The 23,319-nt window shown below is 48.2% G+C and carries 20 protein-coding genes and 3 pseudogenes; 10 read left to right on the forward strand and 13 right to left on the reverse strand.

What is annotated here, in order from left to right; genetic code table 11:
• Positions 1 to 16 precede the first annotated feature (16 nt).
• The 3 genes from OK409_RS11725 to OK409_RS11735 all read left to right on the forward strand — a co-directional run bounded on the left by OK409_RS11725 (position 17) and on the right by OK409_RS11735 (position 2,887).
• Complete coding sequence (locus OK409_RS11725) at positions 17 to 490, forward strand: PTS sugar transporter subunit IIA (RefSeq protein WP_050498581.1); 474 nt, start codon at positions 17 to 19, stop codon at positions 488 to 490.
• 106 nt (positions 491 to 596) lie between these two features.
• Entirely contained in the window at positions 597 to 2,021 is a 1,425-nt protein-coding gene (locus OK409_RS11730; protein ID WP_264367082.1) for a PTS fructose transporter subunit IIC, read from the forward strand.
• Between the two features lie 5 nt (positions 2,022 to 2,026).
• Positions 2,027 to 2,887: a ketose-bisphosphate aldolase gene (locus tag OK409_RS11735; protein ID WP_010671740.1), complete on the forward strand. Its 861-nt coding sequence runs from the start codon at positions 2,027 to 2,029 to the stop codon at positions 2,885 to 2,887.
• Positions 2,888 to 3,117: 230 nt separating this feature from the next.
• Here OK409_RS11735 and OK409_RS11740 read toward each other — a convergent pair whose 3' ends face one another.
• From OK409_RS11740 to OK409_RS11750, 3 genes are read right to left on the reverse strand one after another with little or no spacing between them, the layout of a single operon-like run.
• Positions 3,118 to 3,603, reverse strand: a complete 486-nt coding sequence (locus tag OK409_RS11740) for an Hcp family type VI secretion system effector (RefSeq protein ID WP_010671741.1) — start codon at positions 3,601 to 3,603, stop codon at positions 3,118 to 3,120.
• A 1-nt stretch (position 3,604) separates the two neighbouring features.
• Positions 3,605 to 4,126 (reverse strand): hypothetical protein, encoded by a 522-nt coding sequence (locus OK409_RS11745; RefSeq protein ID WP_022625343.1) that lies wholly within the window; start codon positions 4,124 to 4,126, stop codon positions 3,605 to 3,607.
• A complete protein-coding gene (locus OK409_RS11750; RefSeq protein ID WP_264367135.1) occupies positions 4,107 to 4,622 on the reverse strand; it encodes a DUF2778 domain-containing protein in 516 nt (171 codons plus the stop codon). The genes OK409_RS11745 and OK409_RS11750 overlap by 20 nt, the downstream gene beginning before the upstream one ends.
• A gap of 241 nt (positions 4,623 to 4,863) precedes the next feature.
• Here OK409_RS11750 and OK409_RS11755 point away from each other — a divergent pair.
• A pseudogene (locus tag OK409_RS11755) lies at positions 4,864 to 5,148 on the forward strand (class II fructose-bisphosphate aldolase); the annotation flags it as partial.
• On the opposite strand, the gene OK409_RS11760 reads toward OK409_RS11755, so the two are convergent.
• Together OK409_RS11760 and OK409_RS11765 are read right to left on the reverse strand one after the other, a co-directional pair.
• Positions 5,149 to 5,925: a CDP-diacylglycerol diphosphatase gene (locus OK409_RS11760; protein ID WP_413629586.1), complete on the reverse strand. Its 777-nt coding sequence runs from the start codon at positions 5,923 to 5,925 to the stop codon at positions 5,149 to 5,151.
• A 189-nt stretch (positions 5,926 to 6,114) separates the two neighbouring features.
• Complete coding sequence (locus OK409_RS11765; protein WP_264367084.1) at positions 6,115 to 6,471, reverse strand: putative T6SS immunity periplasmic lipoprotein; 357 nt, start codon at positions 6,469 to 6,471, stop codon at positions 6,115 to 6,117.
• A gap of 754 nt (positions 6,472 to 7,225) precedes the next feature.
• On the opposite strand from OK409_RS11765, the gene OK409_RS11770 reads away from it, so the two are divergent.
• On the forward strand, positions 7,226 to 7,918 hold the full coding sequence (locus OK409_RS11770) for a helix-turn-helix transcriptional regulator (protein WP_264367085.1): 693 nt from the start codon (positions 7,226 to 7,228) through the stop codon (positions 7,916 to 7,918).
• A 14-nt stretch (positions 7,919 to 7,932) separates the two neighbouring features.
• Here OK409_RS11770 and OK409_RS11775 read toward each other — a convergent pair whose 3' ends face one another.
• From OK409_RS11775 to OK409_RS11795, 5 genes and pseudogenes are all read right to left on the reverse strand, one after another.
• On the reverse strand, positions 7,933 to 8,571 hold the full coding sequence (locus OK409_RS11775; protein WP_052271148.1) for an acyl-homoserine-lactone synthase: 639 nt from the start codon (positions 8,569 to 8,571) through the stop codon (positions 7,933 to 7,935).
• 395 nt (positions 8,572 to 8,966) lie between these two features.
• Positions 8,967 to 9,074 (reverse strand): annotated as a pseudogene (locus OK409_RS11780) (hypothetical protein); the annotation flags it as partial.
• Between the two features lie 103 nt (positions 9,075 to 9,177).
• On the reverse strand, positions 9,178 to 9,507 hold the full coding sequence (symE, locus tag OK409_RS11785; RefSeq protein WP_264367087.1) for an endoribonuclease SymE: 330 nt from the start codon (positions 9,505 to 9,507) through the stop codon (positions 9,178 to 9,180).
• A 382-nt stretch (positions 9,508 to 9,889) separates the two neighbouring features.
• Complete coding sequence (locus OK409_RS11790) at positions 9,890 to 10,213, reverse strand: helix-turn-helix domain-containing protein (protein ID WP_264367088.1); 324 nt, start codon at positions 10,211 to 10,213, stop codon at positions 9,890 to 9,892.
• Positions 10,197 to 10,554: pseudogene (locus OK409_RS11795) on the reverse strand (type II toxin-antitoxin system RelE/ParE family toxin). The gene OK409_RS11790 and the pseudogene OK409_RS11795 overlap by 17 nt, the downstream one beginning before the upstream one ends.
• Positions 10,555 to 10,723: 169 nt before the next feature.
• Between OK409_RS11795 and OK409_RS22540 the strand changes: the two are divergent.
• From OK409_RS22540 to OK409_RS11815, 5 genes are all read left to right on the forward strand, one after another.
• A complete protein-coding gene (locus tag OK409_RS22540) occupies positions 10,724 to 11,026 on the forward strand; it encodes a sulfatase-like hydrolase/transferase (RefSeq protein WP_413629588.1) in 303 nt (100 codons plus the stop codon).
• Between the two features lie 368 nt (positions 11,027 to 11,394).
• A complete protein-coding gene (locus OK409_RS11800; protein ID WP_264367089.1) occupies positions 11,395 to 12,303 on the forward strand; it encodes a helix-turn-helix transcriptional regulator in 909 nt (302 codons plus the stop codon).
• A 3-nt stretch (positions 12,304 to 12,306) separates the two neighbouring features.
• Positions 12,307 to 13,152 (forward strand): hypothetical protein, encoded by an 846-nt coding sequence (locus OK409_RS11805; RefSeq protein ID WP_050946000.1) that lies wholly within the window; start codon positions 12,307 to 12,309, stop codon positions 13,150 to 13,152.
• A complete protein-coding gene (locus OK409_RS11810; protein WP_264367090.1) occupies positions 13,152 to 14,603 on the forward strand; it encodes a hypothetical protein in 1,452 nt (483 codons plus the stop codon). Before OK409_RS11805 ends, OK409_RS11810 begins: the two co-directional genes overlap by 1 nt.
• A 39-nt stretch (positions 14,604 to 14,642) precedes the next feature.
• Positions 14,643 to 17,162, forward strand: a complete 2,520-nt coding sequence (locus OK409_RS11815) for a hypothetical protein (RefSeq protein ID WP_264367091.1) — start codon at positions 14,643 to 14,645, stop codon at positions 17,160 to 17,162.
• Between the two features lie 149 nt (positions 17,163 to 17,311).
• On the opposite strand, the gene OK409_RS11820 is transcribed toward OK409_RS11815, so the two are convergent.
• The 3 genes from OK409_RS11820 to OK409_RS11830 are packed head-to-tail and all read right to left on the reverse strand — an operon-like array spanning position 17,312 to position 23,245.
• A complete protein-coding gene (locus tag OK409_RS11820) occupies positions 17,312 to 19,969 on the reverse strand; it encodes a DEAD/DEAH box helicase (protein WP_264367092.1) in 2,658 nt (885 codons plus the stop codon).
• On the reverse strand, positions 19,959 to 21,860 hold the full coding sequence (locus OK409_RS11825) for a hypothetical protein (RefSeq protein ID WP_264367093.1): 1,902 nt from the start codon (positions 21,858 to 21,860) through the stop codon (positions 19,959 to 19,961). Before OK409_RS11825 ends, OK409_RS11820 begins: the two co-directional genes overlap by 11 nt.
• Positions 21,857 to 23,245, reverse strand: coding sequence for a hypothetical protein (locus tag OK409_RS11830; RefSeq protein ID WP_264367094.1), 1,389 nt, complete (start codon positions 23,243 to 23,245; stop codon positions 21,857 to 21,859). Before OK409_RS11830 ends, OK409_RS11825 begins: the two co-directional genes overlap by 4 nt.
• Between the last annotated feature and the right edge of the window lie 74 nt (positions 23,246 to 23,319).

Genomic DNA, 23,319 nt, shown 5'->3' on the forward strand with positions numbered 1-23,319 from the left:
ATAATGGAGAAGCAAAATGACGACAGCTGTGGCTATTAACGAAGTATTAAAAGAAGAGTGCATTATTCTCGATGTCGATTGCCAGACCAAAGAGCAGATTATTTCTCAGCTGACCGACCTGCTCTGCCAGACCGGGGCCGTCACCGATAAAGCCGCTTTCCTGAAAGATGTCTATCTGCGTGAGGAATTAGGCTCTACCGGATTTGAAAACCATATTGCTATTCCACACGGTAAATCTGCTGCCGTCGCCAAAACCCGCATTGCCGTGGGTCGTTTACGCAAGGACATTCCGTGGGAGACCATCGACGGTACTAAAGTCCGGCTGGTGATTCTGTTCGCGGTAAAAGAGTCCGATAAAGATGTAGGCCATATCAAAATGCTCGCCAAAATATCTATTGCGTTAGGCGATGAGGATGTCGTCGAGCAATTACTTAATGTCCCGCATCGCGAAGAGATGTTTCATTTACTGTTATCCCGATCGGGAGCCTGAATAAACCGGAGAGCAGCATGAATTAAAAATAAAGGAGGTATTCCAGGTTGTAGCCATCCCTTCAGACCGAAAAACATAAATATAAAATTTTCACTGGAGAACATTTATGAACATTATTGCCATTACCGCCTGTCCTACAGGCGTCGCCCACACCTACCTTGCCGAAAGTAATTTAAAAAAAGCGGCTAAAAAACTGGGCCTGAATGTATTAGTTGAAACCCAGGGCGCGATTGAAAGCGAATATATTTTCAGCGAAGACGATATTCATCGGGCGGACGTCGTGTTAATCGCCGCAGATAAAAAAGTTGAGATGGCGCGCTTCCAGCATAAAAACGTGATTGAGGTGCCCGTTACCCGTGCCGCGAAGGATGCTGAAGGCCTGTTAAACGCCATTGTTAACGGCGAGCTGGCTCCCAGGCTGGCCAACTCCGCTCCGCAGGCCAGTGCATTTGAACCGGCTAACAGTGCCCGCGAGGCGTCGGGTTCCCGCTCCTGGATTTCAGAGATTTATGTGCACCTGATCACCGGCGTGAACCTGATGATCCCCTTTGTGGTGGCGGGCGGCATTCTGATCGCGCTGAGTTTTTCATTCGGCATTACGGCGGCCACACCAGGGGACGCTAATTTCAGCCCGATAGCGAAGATGCTCTCTGACATCGGTGGCGGTTCCGCGTTTGCCCTGATGCTGCCGATTCTGGCGCTGGGGATCAGCCAGTCTGTCAGCGGCAAAGCGGGCATCGTGGCGGGCGCCGTGGGTGGGATGATGGCGATCCACACCGGCTCCGGCTTTCTCGGCGCGCTGATTGCCGGCTTCCTGGCCGGATACATCACGCTGTTGATCAACAACCATATCCATCTGCCCAAAGCGGTTGCCGGGCTGAAACCTATTTTAATCGTGCCTCTGTTAAGCGTGCTGCTGACCGGCGCACTGATGTCGCTGCTGATTGGTGAGCCGATCAAAATGCTGCTCGGCTGGCTGACCGACTTCCTCAGTTCGCTGGGTAACACCAATGCGGCCATTCTCGGCCTGCTGTTCGGCATGATGGTGGCCTTTGATATGGGTGGCCCGCTGAATAAAACCGTCTGTATGTTTGCGATTGGCCTGATGTCGAGCGGGGTTTACGGACCGATTGCCGCCTGTATGGCGGCGGGCATGGTGCCACCACTGGGCATCGCGCTGGCGACCACCCTCTTCCGCCGCAAGTTTACCGAGCAGGAGCGCGAGACCGGCAAGGTCACCTACATTCTCGGTCTGTCATTCATTACCGAAGGCGCGATCCCATACGCGGTCGCCGATCCGCTGCGTGTCATCCCGGCCATTGTGGCGGGCTCCGGGTTAGCGGGCGCACTCTCAATGATGCTGGGCTGTGCCTCCCGCGCCCCGCACGGCGGCATTTTTGTCATCTTCATTCCTAACGTGATCAGCAATGTCATGGGTTATCTGTTTGCGATTGCCGCAGGCAGTCTGCTGACGGCGCTGATCCTGCTGTTCCTGAAAAAAGATATCTCCGTTCCTGCAAAACAAGGATAAAACCTATGCTTTACAACATGAAAGATCTGCTCAGCGTTGCCCGACAGCATCAGTTTGGCGTTGGTGCGTTTAACATCGCCAGCGCGGAGTTTGGACGTGTGGCGGTTGAGACTGCCGAGCGACTGGATTCACCGCTGATTCTGGAGATCCATCCTGAAGAGATGGCGTTTACCGGCCCGGAGTTTATTGGCTATCTGCGGACGCTGGCAATTCAGGCACGTGTGCCGGTAGTGATCCATCTGGACCATGGCCGCTCGCTGGAAGAGGTGATGAAAGCGATCTACGCCGGTTTTACCTCGGTGATGATTGACGCCTCGTCTCACCCTTTTGAGCAGAACATTGCGCTGACGAAGAAGATTGTCGAGATAGCGCACACGATTAATGTCTCTGTGGAGGCGGAGCTGGGCACCATCGGTGTAGCAGAAGGCAGCGGCGAAGGTGGCAGTAACGAGATTCTCTATACCGATCCGCAGCAGGCCGAGACCTTTGTGCGCGAGACCGGCACCGACACGCTGGCGGTCGCCATCGGCACCTCGCATGGCCTTTACCCCAAAGGGAAGCAGCCGAAGCTGGATATCGAGCGCCTGCAGCAGATCCGTAAGGTGGTTGATATTCCGCTGGTGCTGCATGGTGGTTCGGGCAACAAAGACAGCGAGGTCGCGGAATCAATTCGTTATGGCGTCGGTAAAATCAATATCTCCAGCGATATGAAGAAGGCGTTTTTCGTGGCGCTGGAGCAGGAACTGAAGCTAGGGGGTCACGAGCCTAATTCCCTCTTTGTTAAACCGATGCAGGCGGCGAGTGAAGTGGTCGCGGCGAAGATGGCGCTGTTTAGTTCGGTGGGGAAAGCGGCGTTGTATCGGTAAGGGGTTGGTGGCGTGGATGGTGGCTTGAAGACTGCCAGGGAGGCTGGGAAAAGGCACCGATGAATAGGTGCCTTTTTTAAATGTTGTACAACCGGATAACGCGGTCGTAACGTTTTTCGAGCATGCATGGAGGTCGTCACTAAATCCCCCATTACACCCCGGTAACGTTTTAATTAGTGCTTCACTGCCAAGGAGAACTTAGCTATACCACAGGAAACAGGATTTTAATCTCAGGACCGAACATTCCAGTCATCCGTATACTGCACATTACCATCAACGTAACGCCAGGTGATTTTGTCGTACATCAGGGAAAGGCTTTCCATATGGTTGATCTGCGAGTTTCCTGCCATTTTAGCATTTGGCATCCCCGGATTAATGCCAGTCACCTTCACCCCTTCGATAGTCATAACAAAATAGCATTCCTCTTGCCCGGCATGGTTAATGCGATACCAGCGAATCTCCGCACTTTTCAGCGTCTGACCAGTAGCAACGGCTTTGTATAAGTATGGGCTGGCGCTATCAAACTCTTTTTCAATCATAATGGGAGAGTGTGATCGCTTGCCGGTGATTTTACCGTTGGCACTATCCACTGGAATATTTAAACCGTGACTGAAGCCAACAATTTCGATAGAACCATCACGATCCTGAACGTCTACAGATCCCTTAATATCTGCACCGCCGTCATCTTTAAGCCACATGTAAGCTGGAATAGGCATTTTACAAACTCCTTTTGAATGTGCATTTCTTCATAATAAAGTAATAGCAGAAAATGGCTAAAATCAGGTTGAAAGCCATAAGTGCAGCCATAGCAACATCTGAAAATTTTTCTATGTCCGGAAAAACAGCCTGGTAAGGTACAAAGCGGACGAATAACCAAAGCAGCATTACAAAAATGATTATTTTTATCAATCGTCGCACGGTAGAGAAAGCCCACTCTTTAGGGAGGCAAGATGGGGTCACTTTGTGAGTAAGGCCGTTAAAAAGGGTGATAATCGCACTCATAACCGGAATGCTGATTAGAGTATTAATTAAAATAGAAAAGTAATCCCGCAACGACTCCCAGGCCTCTAAGTCAGGTTCACCCAGAATGAAATGGGTAACGTTCAGAGCGCTTTGGAAATCAAATAAGGCTGTTATAGAGTCAACTAATCCATCATAGGGAACTTCTTTAGCAACGAACAGCATAATCACAGTAAAGAGCGCCAATTTTATAAAGAGACTAAGGACATGTTTTGCCATTGGCAATTACCTCAATCGTTCCATAGGCCTTTAACTTCCTCATACAATGAACCTCTATTTTCTGGGTCCTTAATAATGCATTGCGTAACAGGGAAAAATCAGAATCATGCGGAAGTGTGATACAACCCTCAGAAAGAACGCCGGGGTGCAAACGAAAGTTACCACGCTTAACGCTATCAACCCAGGTGTAATCATCAATTGCCCAATCATCCCGCCATATTGCAAACCATTCGGAATGCCTGAACGTAGCACCGCTGGCAAAATGATTATAAATATCCCTTACACCGGCATTTAGTTGTGATCGGAGGCCTCCCTCAGGACGGTCAACAATCCAGTATTTACCCGCTGGTACAGGCCCCTCTTTAGGAATCATTCCACAGGCACCACGATTACGATAAGCACCATTGCCAGAGAACGCTAAAAACGTTCCCACCCCCGGAAAGGATAACGGTGAGTAGTCAGCATCATTAATAACAAACTTTCCATGTAGAGCCATTGATAATCCTTGCATCTATAATCCTTTGTGCGCTTATCCTACGCTGGTGAAAAGAATATGAGCAATAATTTTTCCTGGAAAAAGTCTGACTTTAATAAATAGGATGATTATGTTAGCAATAAGTCACTTAACAGATGTAATTAATATGCGTTTATGGCTTGTTATTTAACCTGAGAGTAACAGAGATGTTATAGCTCAACAACCATGTATAAATCACAAGCTTGTAACAAGCTTACTATTAATTAATATTCCACGTGTACTGCATGGCGGTTCGGGCAACAAAGACAGCGAGGTGGCGGAATCAATTCGTTATGGTGTCGGTAAAATCAATATCTTCAGCGACATGAAGAAGGCATTTTTCGTGGCATTGGAGCAGGAACTGAAACAGGGCGGACACGAACCTAATTCAATGTTTACGAAACCGATGCACGGGCGATCGTCCTCGTCAGCCGGGTTCTTGCTGGCAGAGCGTTTGATTACAGCAGAGTGGCTGGGTCGGTGGAGGATTAAGGGTGATAAGGTTTAGTTACTTCGCGACTGAAACGTCAGCTGGCGGTGTTGAAAGAATTGCGCAGCGTTTATCGAGTAGCGACTCAACGGACGCCCGATTGCCCTTATCCCAGCCGCGCCGGGTAGTTAGCAGGATAAACCCTTTCTCTCCCGAAAACGTCGCCGGAATGAGCGCCACACCAGACTCTGCCAGCTGCGACGGCGACAGCCGGAAATGGCGTGCCACGGAGGCAACAGGATAGATCCCCATCGCCGTCGGCTGCATAACGCGACGGGCATAGTAGGTGTGATTCAGCAAACGGTCGGGCAAGGGTCGCCAGTCATTATTAATATAGGGGCGCTCGGCCTGAAGCTGGCGATAGACATCCTCCCGCAGGCAGGTCAGATGAATATGCAGTTGATTCTGGCTGCGGCCATAAGCGGAATTCAGCGCCATGCCGAGCCGATCCTCAGGCACTTCAGCACCATAGGCCGACATCAGACGATAGCGCATTAACCAGGCGTAGCCGAAATAGTCGGGACGTCCGGGGCGCGACAGCGCAATGCTCTCAATGCCGGACATCGCCACCGTAGGCACCAGAATAAAGTGCAGCCTGTGGCGAGGATTCTGGATGATGCTGTAGCCCTGTGTGCTGTCCTGCGGCAGATAGATTTGCTGGCAGGGAGACGGATCCCGACGGTAGTGATAGTTATTCATGCAGAAGTCATGCGTGACCGTCCACAGCGCGTCAGAGCGGGCGCATCCTGTCAGCAGCAGCACGATGACCAGCGGCAGAGAACGGCATCGCCACAATAATTTCCCGTTCAGCGGATGGCGTCCGGTCAGGCGACTCAATGCAGGTACAACCTCATCAACAAGGGTTCATATTGGGGGAGCGTTTATCCAGTTTAGCACGGAGCCAGTGGTAACCAGCTTCGGGTTGGTTAGTATAGCGCTGGTGTTGCAGGGTGGTTAGGGCAACTGAGTGAATGTTCTGCCTCCTTATTCTTTGGAATAAGAAAAATCAGCCGTGACTAAATGCGACGCTGATTTATCAGATTGAACATCATAGGCGAAATAGTAACGCTCTCCAGTTGTGAACTTAAACCCGAATACAGGAAGGCACTCACCTTTTGGAACATAAACAGGTTTGTCATCAAAAATTTTGTGAAGAGAGTTGCTTTTATCACTGTTGATTTGAATGGCAGTAATCCTTTCTTGTGGCTCCAGTGGCGACACCACACAAACTTGCTTGTCTTTGATAAATGCCGTTGTAGATTCGCGCTCCACCATTCGGTCGCCAGGCCCAGGGCATCCCGTTAAAAGAAATACGACACCCAGCATCATCTTGTTTTTCATGATTAACGCCCCTTCCCTGTTACGATTTTCTGAGAAAGCGTGGGGACATCCTGCAACATATCATTGCCCCTGTACATCCCCATGCGCCCTGGCCTCTGATAGAAAAACCACTTATCAATCCCATAAACCAGTAGTAACCAATAGTGAGCTAAAATAGAGGCTTGCTGTTCAGGAGAGTAATCAGATTACTGGCCTACTTACACGACCTGATGTGCCTCATGCTGATTAACACTCGCTTGTCATCATCTATATGGCCAGTGAAAGCGCAGGCGTTAAGCCGGCTGCAGGGTTGACCTGAACGTTTGCCATCAGGCCTTATGTCCGAAACCCACAGGGGTTAGCGCAGCAGAACTGACGACCCGGTAACGCTGGGTAGCCGAAGGGGAGCATGAGCATCAGGATTTAAAAACCATCTGCAGTCAGATACTGACTCGGTGTCTGTTTAATTACGCCTGCCAGCATGAGTTTTGTTATGAAAAATGCTGATGTCGGTTCACTCCAGTCAGCAATAACTTAAAATCGCGAATCATTATTCTAATGTTCCTGCTGCCCCCGCAGATTTTTGTGAATCCCGATAATTCATCTGTAATCTTGTAAACTGCTCTTTCCATCCGTTTTGTAAAGCAAAAATATTCAGGATATTTCTGGCAGATGTCGTTTGCACTGTCCTTTAACTGGATTAAAATACGATTAGCAACAGCTAACGAAGCGGATTATACTGGTTTATCCACTCATCCCGGAGGTAGATACTGACGTGAAGGATACATACTACAACGATACAAGAATCAATTTGTTAATCCAGAGTGAACTGAATGCGTTCTTTGAGGATTACAAGGGTATTATCTATGCCTACGCCATTATGAACAAGAAAGACCCTTCACAGATGCGTATTATTAATAACAACCCTGAGTGGTTCGATATATACCTTGAAAGAAAATATCAATTTATTGATCCTGTAATCATTCAGAGTTTACGTTGTGTTGAAGATTTTTTTTGGGAAAACAATGTCATTCTGTCAGGCGGCTACAATCTCACGCGAATTTTCAATGAAAGTTTTCAATATAATATTTTCCAGGGGCAGACATTCCCTCTGCATGACTACCTGAACAACCTGGCTGTGCTATCCATTATCAGTCAGAAAGATTCTGGTATTGACATGGAAAAAAATCGTTCAAAAATAGTTAGCTTTCTTATTAAATTGCATCAGAAGACGCTTAACTTATACAGTCAACACCATCAGAAAAAAAACGTTTTTTTGTCACCGCGTGAGCGGCAAATACTTAAGTGGGTCGGCGCCGGGAAAACATACGCCGAAGTTGCGGTCATTTTATCTATTGCGGAACGCACCGTAAAATTTCATATGGGCAACGTCATGAAAAAGCTCGGAGTGAATAACGCCACACATGCGGTAAAACTTGGAACGGAGCTCCGGCTGCTGGACAACTGAGCCAGCGTTACTGGTTAAAGATGGCGTAAATGCCGGGACATCTCACGAAGCCAGCCACTGGCTTTGTCCCTGGTGATAATATCTTCCACGATGCTCATGCTGGCAGGCATGAAAATGTAGTAGATAACTTCCCCTTTTTCAGAAAGGCCTTTTTGAATAACTTCTATTTTCCAGTTTGCATGGCGAAATATTGCATACATGCCGCGACTTGCCACAGCGTACATCCCCCGATAGTTTCTCTTCATGCAATAAAAAATCATTGCAAGGAATAACACTTTACTGGCGGGCAAGCCATGAAGGCCTGCAGAGTCACGTCTATCTTTATCTAAAAACAGCCGGCTAATCTCACAACAGGGGATATCTGTGGGGAGACCACTTATACCCTCGAAATATTCATGAAAAATTTCGCTCATCATCGTCGGCTGCGTTGAATCTATAAACCGTGCACCACATAGCAACTTCCCGTTATGCATGCCCAGCAGGTAAGTCGTATTTTCGTTGTCAAATTGATCCTTTTCCATGCCGTTAATGCATTCGACTTTCCAGTCGAGCCTCTCACGAAATGTTTTTCTTCTGAGCCGGTAGAGTTCGGTTGCTAATTCTGGCGGAAATTCATCGTAATCACGCAAAAAAAACTCAATAGCAGAATTCATTCATTCATTCCTGATAATCACACATGGGAACCATTACCCCCTGTCTTTTAAGACAGCTTTTATTACACCTGCGCAGACCCTATACTTAAAAAAGTACCTGACCACCGGGCACTCACCATGCTTAGAGGTCAGGAGGTCAAAGACCAAGTCAACACCAGGGAAAACCCACCCGCGATTATCTGATATTTCAGGTACCGGGTACAGAGTGCAATAAGCGCTCAAACGATAATTATATTAAAATACGAAAAACATCAATTAACTATAGTTTAATTATTGCCCTTTATAATTTTAAGGGGCAAGCTTTCCTGTTGCATTGACTAAAACAACTGTTATCTAATCTGTGATACAGGTTAACCGGTGGTTTCCCCGCCTGACACTAATCAGTTGCTGAAGACATCGCCACCAAACTGTTCAGCCGTTATACGAAACCCCTCACTATTATCGTTACAGATACCGCCAGCAGCGAGTAACCGGCCGACGTTTTTGATGTTAAGCGTTCCGTAGGTTAAAGAGGCTCGCGAGGATGTAGTCTGAAATTCCATCGTTCTACATTACGCGTCCTGATATTTAACCGCTCCCGATGCGATGTCGGGAGCGGCTTTCCATTCAGACGACTTTCTGTTTACCGGCAATAACCTGAATAAACTCCTGCACCTGCTTTTGTTTCCGCGCCGACAACTTGCATACCTGGCGCAGAGCCTGCATCAATTCGCTCTCCTGCCGGGCGGTGAGCACGATACAACCTTCCATTACCTTTACATCTACTGCTGTGCCCGTGGCAAAACCGGCAGCTTCCAGCCATTGTCCTTTCATGGTGATGGCGGGTATCCGGCTGTAATCCGGATAGCGGCTTGCATAGCTAACCGTTAATTGCCGGTTATTTGCAGGAGAGACTTCTGGTTCAGACAGTTGTGCAATAGAATGGGCGTCAGTCATGATTACTATTCCTTCTAAATAGTGATTGTGATTAGCGGCGCGGGTGTGTTGGCGCACATCCGCGCCGCGCTAAATACCTGTATATATCATCAGGAAAGAGAAGAAAAGTCCAGCTAAAAACAGCGGAAAATACGCCATTTATAAAACCATTTGAATATAAAGCGTAAGATTTATCTCGCAGTAAATAATAATAACCGCACCAGAAAGGTGCGCAGAAAAATAAGAATTAATATTTTTTACGCGTGACTTTTTTAACTGTACTGACTGCACGTTTGGATTTAATTTTTCCAGCAACGCGGCGGCGCTGCTGTCAGCCAGTCAGGTCGATATTGGGCTTATTTTCCTGAAATAATCAGCGCGGAAATAAGCCAGTTCAATCAATTCAAACCAATACCTTCAACCCATGCTTCTGCACCACTTTAAGCAATTTCAGCGATAATCCACCTGGACGCTTTACCCCACTTTCCCATTTCTGCACCGTTGACACACTGGTGTTCAGATAGCTGGCAAAAACGGGCTGGCTGACGTTCAGCTTCTCACGCAACGCTTTAATCTCGATGGGTTGCAGCTCATCCACATTGTTGAGGCACGCTTTATCAAAGTTGCGCATCGTTTCCTGCGGGATAGCATCGACGCTTAATAATTCAGAAGCCGCGCTGTGGATGGCCTCAAATGCAGGACTCTTAAATTTACTTTTTGCAGTCATGGCAAATCTCCACCAGTTCGTTACTCTTAATCAGTGCCGTGATCTTTTCATCGCTTAGAGCAGCATAGTGCTTTGCTAACTTGCGAAATCCGGCCAGCTCGCGATTATCAATATTTGCCATATTCTGTTTGGCTTAAAGGAACGTGTAAAACCAGTGCTCCCCACCTTTCGCCAGGATAATGGCGCGATCGCGATTCTGGTTCAGGCGCTTCTTGTAAACACCACCACCAGGATCGTCAGCCTTCCCCCTGCACTACTGCCTCTATAGTCCGACATAACTCACTATATTTAATGGCGTGAGATTTCGCCACGTGCCGGATTTGAAACCTGGTGGATTTCAAATCCGGGCAGGAAAGGTCATTTTGACTCACCCGTGGCATTAATAGGAGAAAGTGCAGACCATCCTTATTTTACTAAATCAGCCAGCTCTGTTGACAGGACGTATTCCCCGGATGATCAGTTGTTGCCGCAACTCAAAACCGCACTGAAACAGGGCGATGGAAAAAATTCATCGTACTGCACCTGACGGGGTCACATCCGCAGGCCTGTGTGAGAACACGAGATCAGTATGATATCGATGCGGGTGCCAAAGAAATATCATGCTATATCAAATCCATCGCTATGACTGACAAGCTGCTGGGACAGATCCATGACATGGCAGAGCATCACGGCGGCGACTGGTCCATGATGTATTTTTCGGATCACGGACTGTCATACATCAACAAAGACACGGCAAGTGCTTACTTAACGCACGGAGATAAACCCGCGAGAATTACGTCGTGCCATTTTTCACCGTCGACAGAAATCAAATAGAAAGAGTTATCATCCCGGTACAACACAGCGGCTTACGTTTTCTGGAAACATTTTCAGAATGGATGAAAATTAGCGACCCGTCGATTGCCCGTTGCGATGAGTCGCTCTCCGATGTGGACTACACACCATCCAATCAGGTCCTTAATTTTAAAGGACAATTTGTCAATTATGATGGATTATCCGCAGAGAGCAATTAGTCTCATGCTTACCGGGTTGTATCGGGTGCAACATTGATACATGAAATTTTTAAGAAAAACTGTTTTTGTGCCGATATAGAAAGAGGAGGCTCTCCATTTTTCTGTCGCTTACTGACATAACCTGTCAGTAAGTAAGATTACCATCAGGGAAAAGCTATCAAGGGAAGACTTATGAGCGGGCATGAAGTCATGGTACAGAGAATAACCGTCATTATCTCAGAACTTTATCAATACGGTTTTGTGTCTCGCCAAAAGTTGATGAACGAATTCAAAATAAGCGAACGCACCTTGTATCGGGATCTTAACCGCTTGGGCGATCGTATTATCCATAATGGAGAGGGTATTTACAGGCTGGCGCCTGCTTATGCCAAACCTCAATCACTAAAAGAACTGCAAAATCTCGTCCGTATTTTAGGTATGGAAACGTTATTTCCCGCAAAAAAACTCTTTTCCCAGCCTGATTTAGCGTCGTTAAGTATCCGTGCTTTACCGAGCGATCCTAAGGCTCAACGAGTACTTGAGAATAACTTTAGTCTTTTTGATAAAGCGATTCGCGAAAACAACATTTGCGAATTTCACTATAAAGACAAACTCCGTACCGTTGCCCCTTATAAGCTCATTAACATAAAAGGTGTCTGGTATCTCGGTGCTGTGGATAGAGGAAATGTGAAGGGTTATCAGCTCATTAAAATTCGCTGGCTGAATCTTACTCCCGTACATTTCACGCCAGAGCGGCACATAACCCAGTACTTTGCTGAAGAAGATGATGTCTGGTTTTCTCTGAATAAGCAGACGGTACACGTCAAAATCGCAGCCGAGGTTAGCTACTACTTTCAGCGGCGCAACTTATTATCTGCGCAGAAATTAATACGACAAGAATCAAACGGTGATTTGATTGTGCAAACCGAAATGGCGCACGAAAACCAGCTCTTCCCTCTATTACGATACTGGTTATCCAATCTCATTATTATTTCCCCTATTAGCCTGCAACATCGTTTTCAGCAGAAGCTCAATCAACAGATGGCTGAAATGGAAACAAAATACGGCATGGCTATTTTTGACGACATGCAACAGGAGTAAATCATGCTACGCGGTTCAGAAAGAAAAGAAGCATTAGCCAGTCTCACCAGAGCAACTAACCAATATGAAGCACAGGCAAAAGATACTCAGGAGGAGATCACTGCGCTCTTTTTGCTGCGCCAAAAGTGCAGTAAAAATTTGATTACTCGTGGTGAAAGCTTTGTAAACCGACTGGCGAATAAACCCAAAGAATTTGATAAATCCTGGAGCGAACTGAAAGCGGAAATTGCTGAATTCGATAACGTCGTCGAAAAACTGGAAGAAGAATACCGAACATCACACGTTGGAAAAGGGACCGCTGCCGCAGGGGTTGCAGTCGGAGCGGGAGTCGCAGCATTTGCCCCCACGGCAGCCTTAGCCATTGCAACGACTTTTGGTACGGCCTCAACGGGTACCGCAATTGCAACTTTAAGCGGCGCTGCGGCAACGAATGCTGCACTGGCATGGCTTGGTGGTGGTGCACTGGCAGCTGGCGGCGGAGGCATGTCCGCCGGAGGCGCATTGCTGGCGTTAGCGGGTCCAGTCGGTTGGGGAATTGGTGCCGTAGGTATTGCGGGAGGAACCTTACTGGCTCGTCGTAAGAATGGAAAAATCATTGACGAAGCTCAGCGCGAAGATCGCCAGGTTCGCGCCAAAACCAGCGAATTGAGAGTGATGGAACGCGGAGCTCAGGAACTAAAGGTGTTAACGTCAGAGCATTATCATGGCACTGAAAGCATCGTCGATGCACTGGAAAAGACCGCACCGCGAGACTATAGCCAGTTCAATGCGCATCAGAAAGATCAGCTAGGGGCGTTGATTAACCATATCAATGCGTTGTCAAAACTGATCAACAAGAAAATCCAGTAATGAATAGTTTAAATAGTCATGATGCGGGTGGCGACCAAGTTATCGGCAGTGCAGTTGATGCCCTCAATCAGGCCCGCATCAAGGATGAATTGTTTAAGTTGGCGCAGCAGGATAGCGCCTTTACTTTTGCGGGCGAACAGATGCAGAAGGTGCGTGATTTTATTGCGTCACCGAATAACATTCTGGGTTCGATGAGTACCAAGCACGGTGAGATTGCTGAACAACTTGAGGTGGGCGTGCGCAATGCACGCCAGGCGATCGATGAGGGATTGGTTGATGAGTCGGCTTTAGGTGCAACATTTAACGGGGTGGGTCGCACCGCCCCTGCGGACTACAAGATTGATGGTACTGAAGTACAGTCAAAATTTATAAATGGCATTAATAACAATCTAACGCATGTCCTGAAGCACATGGAAACCTATCCTGACTTCACAAAGGGTGAGCCATTTTACCATATCCCGAAAGATACCTGGCAGACCATCCAGGACGTCATTGACGGGAAGCCGGTAGAGGGATTGAGCGAAAAAACATTACAGGCTATTAAGGATAAAGTTGCCGATATTGAAAGCGCGACGGGGCGACCATTTGCCGATGTCGTGCGCCCAGGTGTTTCCGATTACAAAGACGTTCAATGGGGGAAAATCGACGAAACACTTGATAAGCATGATCAGGAATTAGGTAAGCAGAACGAGACTAAAAAAGCTGAAATTATCGAGGATCACCAGCCTTCGCTGAACGAAGCCATGCGGGCGACAGCGATGGGGGGAGCTTTCGGGGGGGCTTTTGCTCTCGGAACGGGGATATACCGCAAGTATCGTGACGGTAAAAATATATTTTGTGGTGAGTTCGATACACAAGACTGGCAGGACGTGGGGCTGGATACGCTAAAAGGTGCTGCCATTGGAGGTGTATCCGCTGGAGCGATTTATACCCTTACCAACTATGCCTCGATGGGAGCACCATTCGCCAGCGCACTGGTCACTGCCGCCAAAGGGGTTGGAAGCCTTGCCCTATCTTACCAGAAGGGTGAAATAGATCTTGATGAGTTTACCGAGCTCGGGCTCATTGTTTGTGCCGAGTCCGCCATTGTCGGTGCAATGGCCATTGCAGGACAGGCGTTAATCCCTGTTCCTGTGCTGGGGGCTGTTATTGGCTCTCTCTCTGGGAAGTTCATGGTCACCGTCGCCAAAAATCTGGACAGTAAAGCCCGTAAGGCACTGCAAGCCAGAATGGACCATTTTACTCTTCTGCTGAATGATATAGAGCAGCAGGCGCTCAAGCGAATCTTGTCCGAATTCACGGCATTAGGTGAACTGACAGCAGCAGCTTTCAATGTTGAAAATAACCGTAAATTACTCGAAGTGAGCATTACACTTGCTCAGGCCTATGGAGTAGAGAAAAACAAAATCATTAAAAATGCGGATGATTTGGACATCTTTATGATGGCGTGATGCCAGGATGAAACAGTTAAAACAAGGATAAAAATAATAATGCTACAGATAATTGGTGCATTAATTCTTCTGGTTATAGGGTTTGTAATTCTTAAGGCGTTATTTCGGGCATCCCTCAATATTCTGGGTGTGATATTAGGCCTCGTAGCACTGATCGTTGCAGGCCCACCGTTATTAGCAGGTTATATGGTGGAGCGCATAACCTTTACGCTTCGCCTACGCTGGTTGTTGGGTGTTTCTTTTGTCATTTCTGGCATGATCATTAGCTTTATGTGGGGGCTTGACGGCAAGCATATCGCCTATGAAGCCCATACCTTTGACTCAATGAAGTTCATTTTAACTGCTGCATTTGCTGGAGGCATGCTAGCGCTGCCCGTGCAAACCAAAGCGATTCTGAGAAATGGGCTCACATCAGCCGACATTGCCGGAAAAATTAAAGAGTATTACTGTTGTTTTTATACGTCTTATTTTTTGATGGCCTGTTCTGCTGCAACTCCATTTATCGCATGGCAATACGATATCTCCTTTTCGCTGATGTGGTGGGCTGGTTTGCTTTACTGGATATCGGCCTTACTGACGCAGTTCTATGCGACAAACCAGATTCAGGAAATTAAAAAATTAACGATTACTATCAACGAAGGATTGAAGGAAAAAAAAGCAATCAATAGCCGAGGATGGCTGGCAGAGCTAAAACAAGGAAGTAACCTCTCAGCAGAATTAATCGAAAGTATTTATCTGAAGCTGGTCTCGCAATATATTTTGCAGGGCGATACGCGTGAACAAGAATTGGCGGGCGAAAACTGGTTGTTGAATGATGCCTGGTATGAAACAAAAATGGCTGAATTCAATGAACGATTAAACAGCAAGCTAACCCATTCTTCCGATGAGCTGAAAAGACTTTTCGCCAATCGATTGAATTTACCATCTGCTGCTAACGATGACCTCCTGAATCGTTATCTCGATTGTGGAAGTTATTATTCGTTTTCAGATGGACGCAAATTTGTCTCATTCCACTATATAGATGAACTTTGTACCTGCACGACATGCGGTTTGAGTGACATTAAAAGTGTCAATGGTACTGAGCATGTAAACCATGAATGGTATTGCTCTGATGTCTGCCGGGAAACAGAAAAACTGTGTCTAGAAATCCATGAGAGACCACAAGCTGAATTTATTTCCAGCGCAGCGACGAATGGCCTGATCCTCATTACGTTGCCAGAAGCCTGGAATACAAATGAAAAAATGTTTGCTACGGGTGGACAGGGGCATGGTTTTGCAGCTGAACGAGGAAACCATCTGGTCGACAAAGTTCAGCTGAAAGACGCACATATTCTCGGTGACAATAATGCAAAAAACGGAGCCGACAGGCTGGTTAATGGAACTGAGATCCAAACAAAGTATTGTGCAACTGCAGCGCGCAACGTAGGTGCGGGCTTTGACGGGCAAAATGGTCACTATCGTTATTATGATAGTAACGGCGCACCGATGCAGCTTGAAGTGCCAAAAGACCAGTACGCAAAAGCACTGGAGACTATGCAAAACAAAATTCGCGATGGAAAAGTGCCAGGGGTTAACGACCCTGCTGAAGCGACAAAACTAGTGCGTCAGGGCCATCTTACCTATACCCAAGCCCAGAATATTACTAAGTTTGGCACATTCGAATCCATTACTTACGATCTTGCAGAAGGGTCTATTGTCAGCCTTGCTGCAGGCGGGCTCAGCTTTGGCCTGACGGCTTCTATTTTCTATCTCAATACCGGTGATCGTAAGGCCGCGCTACAAATAGCTGCGATTCAGGCAGGGAAAACCTTTGCCCGTACGCTGACAGTTTATGTGACGGTTCAGCAGTTACACCGCATTGGCGCCGTTCAGGGGTTGCTTAAAAATATTGATTTCGCGGCAGCCAGCCCAACTGTAAGGAATGCGCTTCAGCAGGGAGTCGGTGCCAATAACCTGAATTCTCTGAATAAAATGATGCGTGGTACTCTTATAACCTCTTTTGCGTTGGTCGCCGTGACCACTGGCCCGGATATGATCAAGATGATACGTGGTCATATTTCTGGAGCTCAGTTTATAAAAAATCTGGCTGTAACCTCTTCCGGCGTGGCAGGAGGAGCTATCGGTTCCATTGCTGGCGGAGTAATGCTTAGCCCATTAGGTCCGTTTGGCGCTTTAGCTGGGCGCGCAGCAGGCGGCTTACTAGGTGGGATGATTGCTACAGCTATTTCCAAAAAAATTGCGGGTGCTCTGGTTGAAGACGATCGGGTTAAGGTGCTGACGCTCATTCAGGAGCAAGTAACATGGCTTGCGACAAGCTTCATTCTTACAGAGCATGAGCTAGAAAATCTTAATGCGAATCTGGCAGCAGTGCTCGACCCAAAAACGCTGGAGATCATCTTCGCTGCTAAAGAGCAAGGCCGTGCAACAGCCAATATGTTGATCAAGCCGCTGGTAGTCAGTGTGGTTAAGCAAAGGCCGATTCTAACCTATGGCCATGCGCAAATTAGCGAGATAGTTGATCAACTGGAGACTGCAGCGCCGATTTCTGCTGCTGCATGACCGAAATAATATAGGGACAAATTTTTAAGACAATATAGCGTCTGGGCCAGTGTGTAGTGGCTCCAGCCACTACACACTGGTCCCCTTCTTTGATAATCCGTTGATATACGAGGGTGATTATCGTATGTGTGGGAATCACCAAGAGTAGATCACTGCTGATCAAACCTTGCTGGATAAGGATCTTCTTTATCCTTTTCCTTACAAGGCTGTCGTAGCCATCGTTGCCAATCCTGAGTGTCCTCCTGGAGATCAATTGCACTATCGAAATCCTGGGGTTCACAACTGTCAAGCTTCTCTTCAACACTATGTTTATGGCGAATAAATGATGCCAACTGATCCTGGTCAAATGAACCTTCAAGGTAAGGATAATTTATTATCATCTCGGCTTCTCCCTGGACCTTGAGCATGGTATTGATACGGCCAAAGAGGCGGTCAACTCGCCCATTCCGCTGTTCATTATCACCAGGCGTCCAGGCAATGCCGTAATGGTGCACCTGATGACATTGAAGATGGAGGTTCACACCTTCCTGCAATACAGAAGTCGCTACCAAGACATTCGGGAAGAAGGGCGAGTTAAATCCGCGAATCAAGCGTTCACGGTTGTGGGATTGCCCGCTAGCGTACCAGCCAGGGCTGTTCAGGCTGGTAAACTCGCGCCAGCTGTACTGATTACTATCCAGCTTTTGGCCAACAATTTTCACGCATAGTGTTTCGAAAGTTTCGATGGCAGCCACAAAGTAACGCTGCATCAGCGATCTCTTCAGTTTGGGAGTCACCCACTCAACAAAATGTTCATAGCGCTGCTGAACTTCGTTCTTTTGAGGTTTACGCCTGAACTCAGTAAACCAGCAATAGAGCTCAATCATCACCGGGCTGGCAAATAGGTAACCAGTGCGCAGATAGTTGGCAAAGTTTTCAATGATTGCCATGCCGTTAGGCTGGTCGAGCCACTTTATCAGTTGCTCTTTTGCCGGTTGCGGGAGCTCATTGAACATCAGTCCCCAGGCGGTAGGTAATGCCTTGGTATATTCAATCCCCGCCGCTAATGGGGTTTGCGACCACCGGGCATCGCGCGCGGCATCACCATAGCTGTCACGCTGACGTTCACCAGACTCTTTTCGGTAATGATAACGATAGGTGCCAGTTGTGCCGTCCAGTGCGGGTTCCAGAAACAGAGAGAAAAGACTTTCCGGGCGGCGGAAACGCAAACTGACGTTGGCACAGTCAGTGCGACGCAGGCCGGTTTTCTTCGTTACAAACAACTCAGCTATTTTACTGGAAAGCTTCAGCTCATTATCTGCTTCGGGTTCATCTGCCGCGCTCTCTTCCTGCATATGCTCTTCCAGATCCGGCTCCCCGCTGGATTTTCCCGATAAAAGATCAACGAAGATTTCCCGCGACCAACCCGATTCTCGCCATTTTTCCCGTGCATCAGCGGGTAGATGCCAGACATCCATCAACCGCTTAGCCATCATTTCGTCATAACGGGCGTTGATGCGCTGGGTAATTTCGCGCACCGACGGAATGCGGCGCACAAAGACCAGATGCTTTCTGCTGTGTAGCGGCTGCAACTGCTCGAATGGATCGCTGGTAACGCAGGCATCCACCAGCGCATCGTATTTCGGGTGATCTGGAAAGCGGTGATAGATATCGTTAAACTGCCGGGTAAGCCTGTTGAGCAGAGAAGAATCCGGGGCTTGGTTGAAGTCGTTATGGATATGTTCTTCTTCATCGCCACCATTGTCCCGCTCACTGGCTGTGCTACCCGTTGATTCAAACCCTTCAAGATAGCCATAGAGCATACGTCTGCCGCCACCCGACTTTTTCTCTTTATCCAGCTGGACAACCAGTTGTTTCTGATAAAGAGCAAAGAACAGCTCTGCATCCAGCCGGTCAGTAAAGTTGGAAACGCTGGCGCGCTCATGACGATATTCATATTTGCTGTGACTGCCCTCCCTGCCCTGCATTTTGCGCAGGCGACGGATGGCAAAATCATTCATCAGAGCGCTGACATCATCCACTGCGTACCGCTTTGGCAAGTCACTGAAGTAGCTAAAAATGTCATAAATATTTCGCGGTGATGAGTGATTGGGGGTTCCCGTCAACAGTAGTACGTTGCTACCCAGCCGATCCTGCGCATCACCAAAGAAGGCCTGAGCGGCAGCAGCGCGCTGTGAGCCGCTTCGGTTACGAAAGTAGTGCGCCTCATCAATGATAATTAAGTCAAAGCCTCCTTTTCCCAGAGCTTGCTTAATCTGCTGACGATACGACGCGCCATAGGCTTCTGCAGCGTTCAGAGCATCTTCTTTTTCAGACTGGGGCACCAGGCCGCTTAATGAGTGGATGGTAGTGAGGTAGAAATGGTGTGCCTTTTTCTCCACAGCTGCCGCCAGATCTGCCAGCCTGCCTTGAATTTGCGGAGCATATTTTTCCTTCCCCTCTGCTGAGGTAAACGCATTATTCGCTGCCCGGTAGTGCTTCTGGGTGAAGGTGCCGAATTCCTTTTCCCAGTTGTCGCAGAGCGTCCTGTTAGGTGCCATCACCAGAATGCGCGCATCGGGTTTTGCCTCCCATAACAGCAGCATTATACCCATCGCCTGATAGGTCTTGCCCATGCCGACTTCATCGGCGAGAAGCGCCAGTCGTTGTTTACTCAGCAAATTCCACAATCCAGCCACACCCTCAGCCTGCTTCGCCGCCATGCTGGACGCACCGGATTGATACTGCCAGTGCATATCAGTCGCATCGAAATTCATCACGGCTGAAACCTCAACCGGGGTAATGATCTGTTTTAACTTATTCGCCATAACTACAGTCTTCCCTGATGGCAGCGAGATAACGCAGGCTAGCGGCATCGCTAGTTAGAGGTGGAATGGCAACCTGTAGAGACTCCCACAAGTGCGCTGCGACAAATATGGCTTCAGCCCCCCGTTTGCGTCGGATACTTTTAACACGCTTTATTGCCAGAGCTGCCAGACTATTAACTTCCTGCGCCAGGAACCAGTTAAATACCGGATGGGTTGGTTGCTTCACCCGCTCTCTGGCTATTTCTGCCAGTTCCTGCAGACAGCCAGGTTCGCTGAACAGACGACGATAAAGCAGGGTGCCATCTTCCACCTCTACCAGCCAGTTGCGACGTTGTTGGATGGCCTGAAACAGGCGGAAATAGCTGGTGACTTCTAACCTAACGATTTCTGCCTCTACCTCACTTTGCACTTCGTCTTGCGCCCCAACGCCCCGCAGCATAAGGCGATCGCTCAAACCGGGATCTGCAGAACTCAGATAACTGTTAAGCAGATCATCGAGCGATGTAAAGCTCAGCGCGCGCCGGTGTTCAGTACCAGTTTCGACGATCATACCCTGCCAGTCTGTTTTTCCTGCTCTACGCAGGGTATAAAAAGGGTTATCCAACACGGCATCGCTCTTCAATACTGCCAATTGCTGTGGTGACTTCAGAACTTTACCATTAGCTTTCCATACCAGTTCATTCGACCCATTGATACCCGGCAGTATCAAGTGGTAACCCGACTCTGGCTTGCCACTGAACCATTGCCCGACAATCTGATATTCGCAGCGGGTCCAGTCAAAAATAACGGTGAGATCGAAAGGAGGGAGTTCGCCCAGCTCCAGCACCTCTTCCTTCAACAGTGCTTCACTGGCGAAATCCTCCTCATTAACATCATCCCATTCTTTGCCGCAAATCGTGATGTTACGAGAGACCGGATGCACAATTCCCGCTTCTACATTCCAGTTTTTCTCCATGAGGCTGCTGCAACCGGGAGAAGTGAAATTCCAGGAACCCACTGCCAGTTGCGTGCTTTTGCTGCTTTTCGCCAGCCAGAGCTTGGCATGGGTCATCAACGCACGATCGTCTTTGGGAGCAGGCGAGTCGTGAAGGGTCAGCGCTTTACTTGTTATTAGCTCCTGAATACTTTCACTCCAGCGAGTGCGTATATAGCTTCCTTCGACCAAGTCAGGAACTAATTCTACGTGTAATTCCGGCCCTAACCTGCCAATAAAACCTGCCAGATCCGCAGCAAGATAAGGTGACCAGACGCTCAGCGTTTTCAACTCAACACCCTGTTTCAGGGTATCCAGCAGCGTGGCGCCAGCCAGACTGTGAATAAATGACCAGTCATGATCATCGCCAAGAAACTTACGGCGTATGGGGAAGAACGCTTCTTTATTCAAACTGTTGTCGATAGAGGTAAAAAACTGTTTTACCTGTTGGTACTGGGTATTACTGGCAACGCAACGAAAAACTACTGCTTCCTGATTTCGCCCCCATCCAATCAGCGTAAGGTTGGCACTGCCCGCACCCACAATAATCTTTCTGTTGTGATCTTCGAGATAAAACACTTTCGGGTGAAACAGACCGCGATCCTTGTCCAGATAAGAGTCTTCGCCTTGAGCCAGCCTACGCACCGAAACCGGATACACCGCTATCGAGGTTCTTTTCGGCTTATCTTTCGCCATCATGTGCGGATCGCAATAAATGCGGAAATCAATGCCGCTCTCGTTCAGCGCTCGTTGCAGGCCTTCATAGTCCATACGACTCGCAGGCACATCCATTCCCAGTACAGCAGGTAGCACCCAAGTCTCAACAAAAGAGATATCCAGATTAAAGGTGGTAAGCCAAACGCGCTTTAGATCGCCCATTTCAGCAATCTGCTTTTTAAAAGTTTCTAGCAGTTTCATGCCGCGCTTCCCCATAAGCCATTCAGCATGTGCCTTAACTGTGGCAAATAGTAACGGTTTACCCAGTCGCTATTCCGGCGTTCTTCACGAAGCGAATACGGCGGCACTTGCAACACAATCTCGTCGCCTTCCAGCATTAGCCACGGAATTTGCCCTCGAGCTTCCATTAGCTTGTGATGATAGGCCAGCAGACCCCGTACCTGTTCTTCCAGCAATGTCTCGCTGGCCAGCGTTAATAACTGCTGAAAACGTCTAGCGGGAGTTCCGGAAAGGGAGGAAAGTAGTGCACCATTTTGTTGAAGCTGAGCCGCCATTTGAGGCAGATGTAGTTCCGTGAGACCGCGCGACTGCCAGAATTGACGGAACTCTGCCAGTGTTTGACTACCCTGTCGGCGTAGACCAGAAAACATCAGATCGATCAACGACAAAAACGGCTCAGCCTGGCAGATATTCTGTAACGCCATGAGATCGTTTTCATTCATTTCAGGCACGCTTTTAGCCTGTTGTACGGCTCGTTTGAAAACCTCAGCGACTGTGAGCTCCGGTTCGTCCGAACGTTCACGTTCCTGCTCAAGTACCAGATAAATCGCCCCAGCCGCGTGTTTATCCAAACCTGTTCTTTGCAGCCAGAATTCACGGGAGTAATCACCCACCATTTTGGGGTCGCGGAATGCCGTCACATAAGCCTTTTTAAGGCTGGCAGGAATGTCTTCGTAAACCGGGCTGAGATCGCGCTTATGTGATACCTGCATTAGTGACTGCAAGTGGGTCAGAGCCGCTGCACGTAATTTATTCAGCTCTGGCACATGCTGGATAAATGCCTCTGCAGCCTGCCACACAGGCTTATTACCCGGCAGATCGTAGCGGTAATCAGTAGTGAAAAACTGCATATTCATCATTGGCGATTTGTAGCGCCCATTGGTGCCAAGCGCAATCTGATTGGTCAGCAGCTCACTGCCCTTCTCATGACCAAAATGTAACGGAGGATTTTTGTCTGCGGCATTCCATCTTGGCCGGGCTTTATTGATACCCTGCACACCGGTGAGCGTGACGCCCCTTTTTTCAGCCGCCAGCATGGAGTAGATATATATATTTTCAAGATGGATCAGACAGGCTGCGCTGAACTCGCGCGCCTGCTTTTTATGATAGAGGCTTTTCATCGCGCCAGCAGTTTGCTGCTTGTCATCTGCCAGCAGCTGGCGCAGTACGCTGTGATGTATCAGATTCAGCGTGTATTGCCGCACATCATTTGCGATAGAAGTAATGCGGCTATGAAAGATGTCCTGTCCCCAGGACGACCAGATGACTAATTGCCCAAGTGGATCAACATTCAATTCACCTGTTAGCGAGTCATCGTATTCAGTCAGAAATTTTTCTATGTACATTTCGTTGCGTCAGTCCTTTATGCCCACAGGGCTAACAACACGCAATTTGTGCACTGCGAAAGCCCTTCCATGTG

The organism is Pantoea sp. RG18 (assembly GCF_025910075.1).
Lineage (GTDB): Bacteria > Pseudomonadota > Gammaproteobacteria > Enterobacterales > Enterobacteriaceae > Pantoea > Pantoea agglomerans.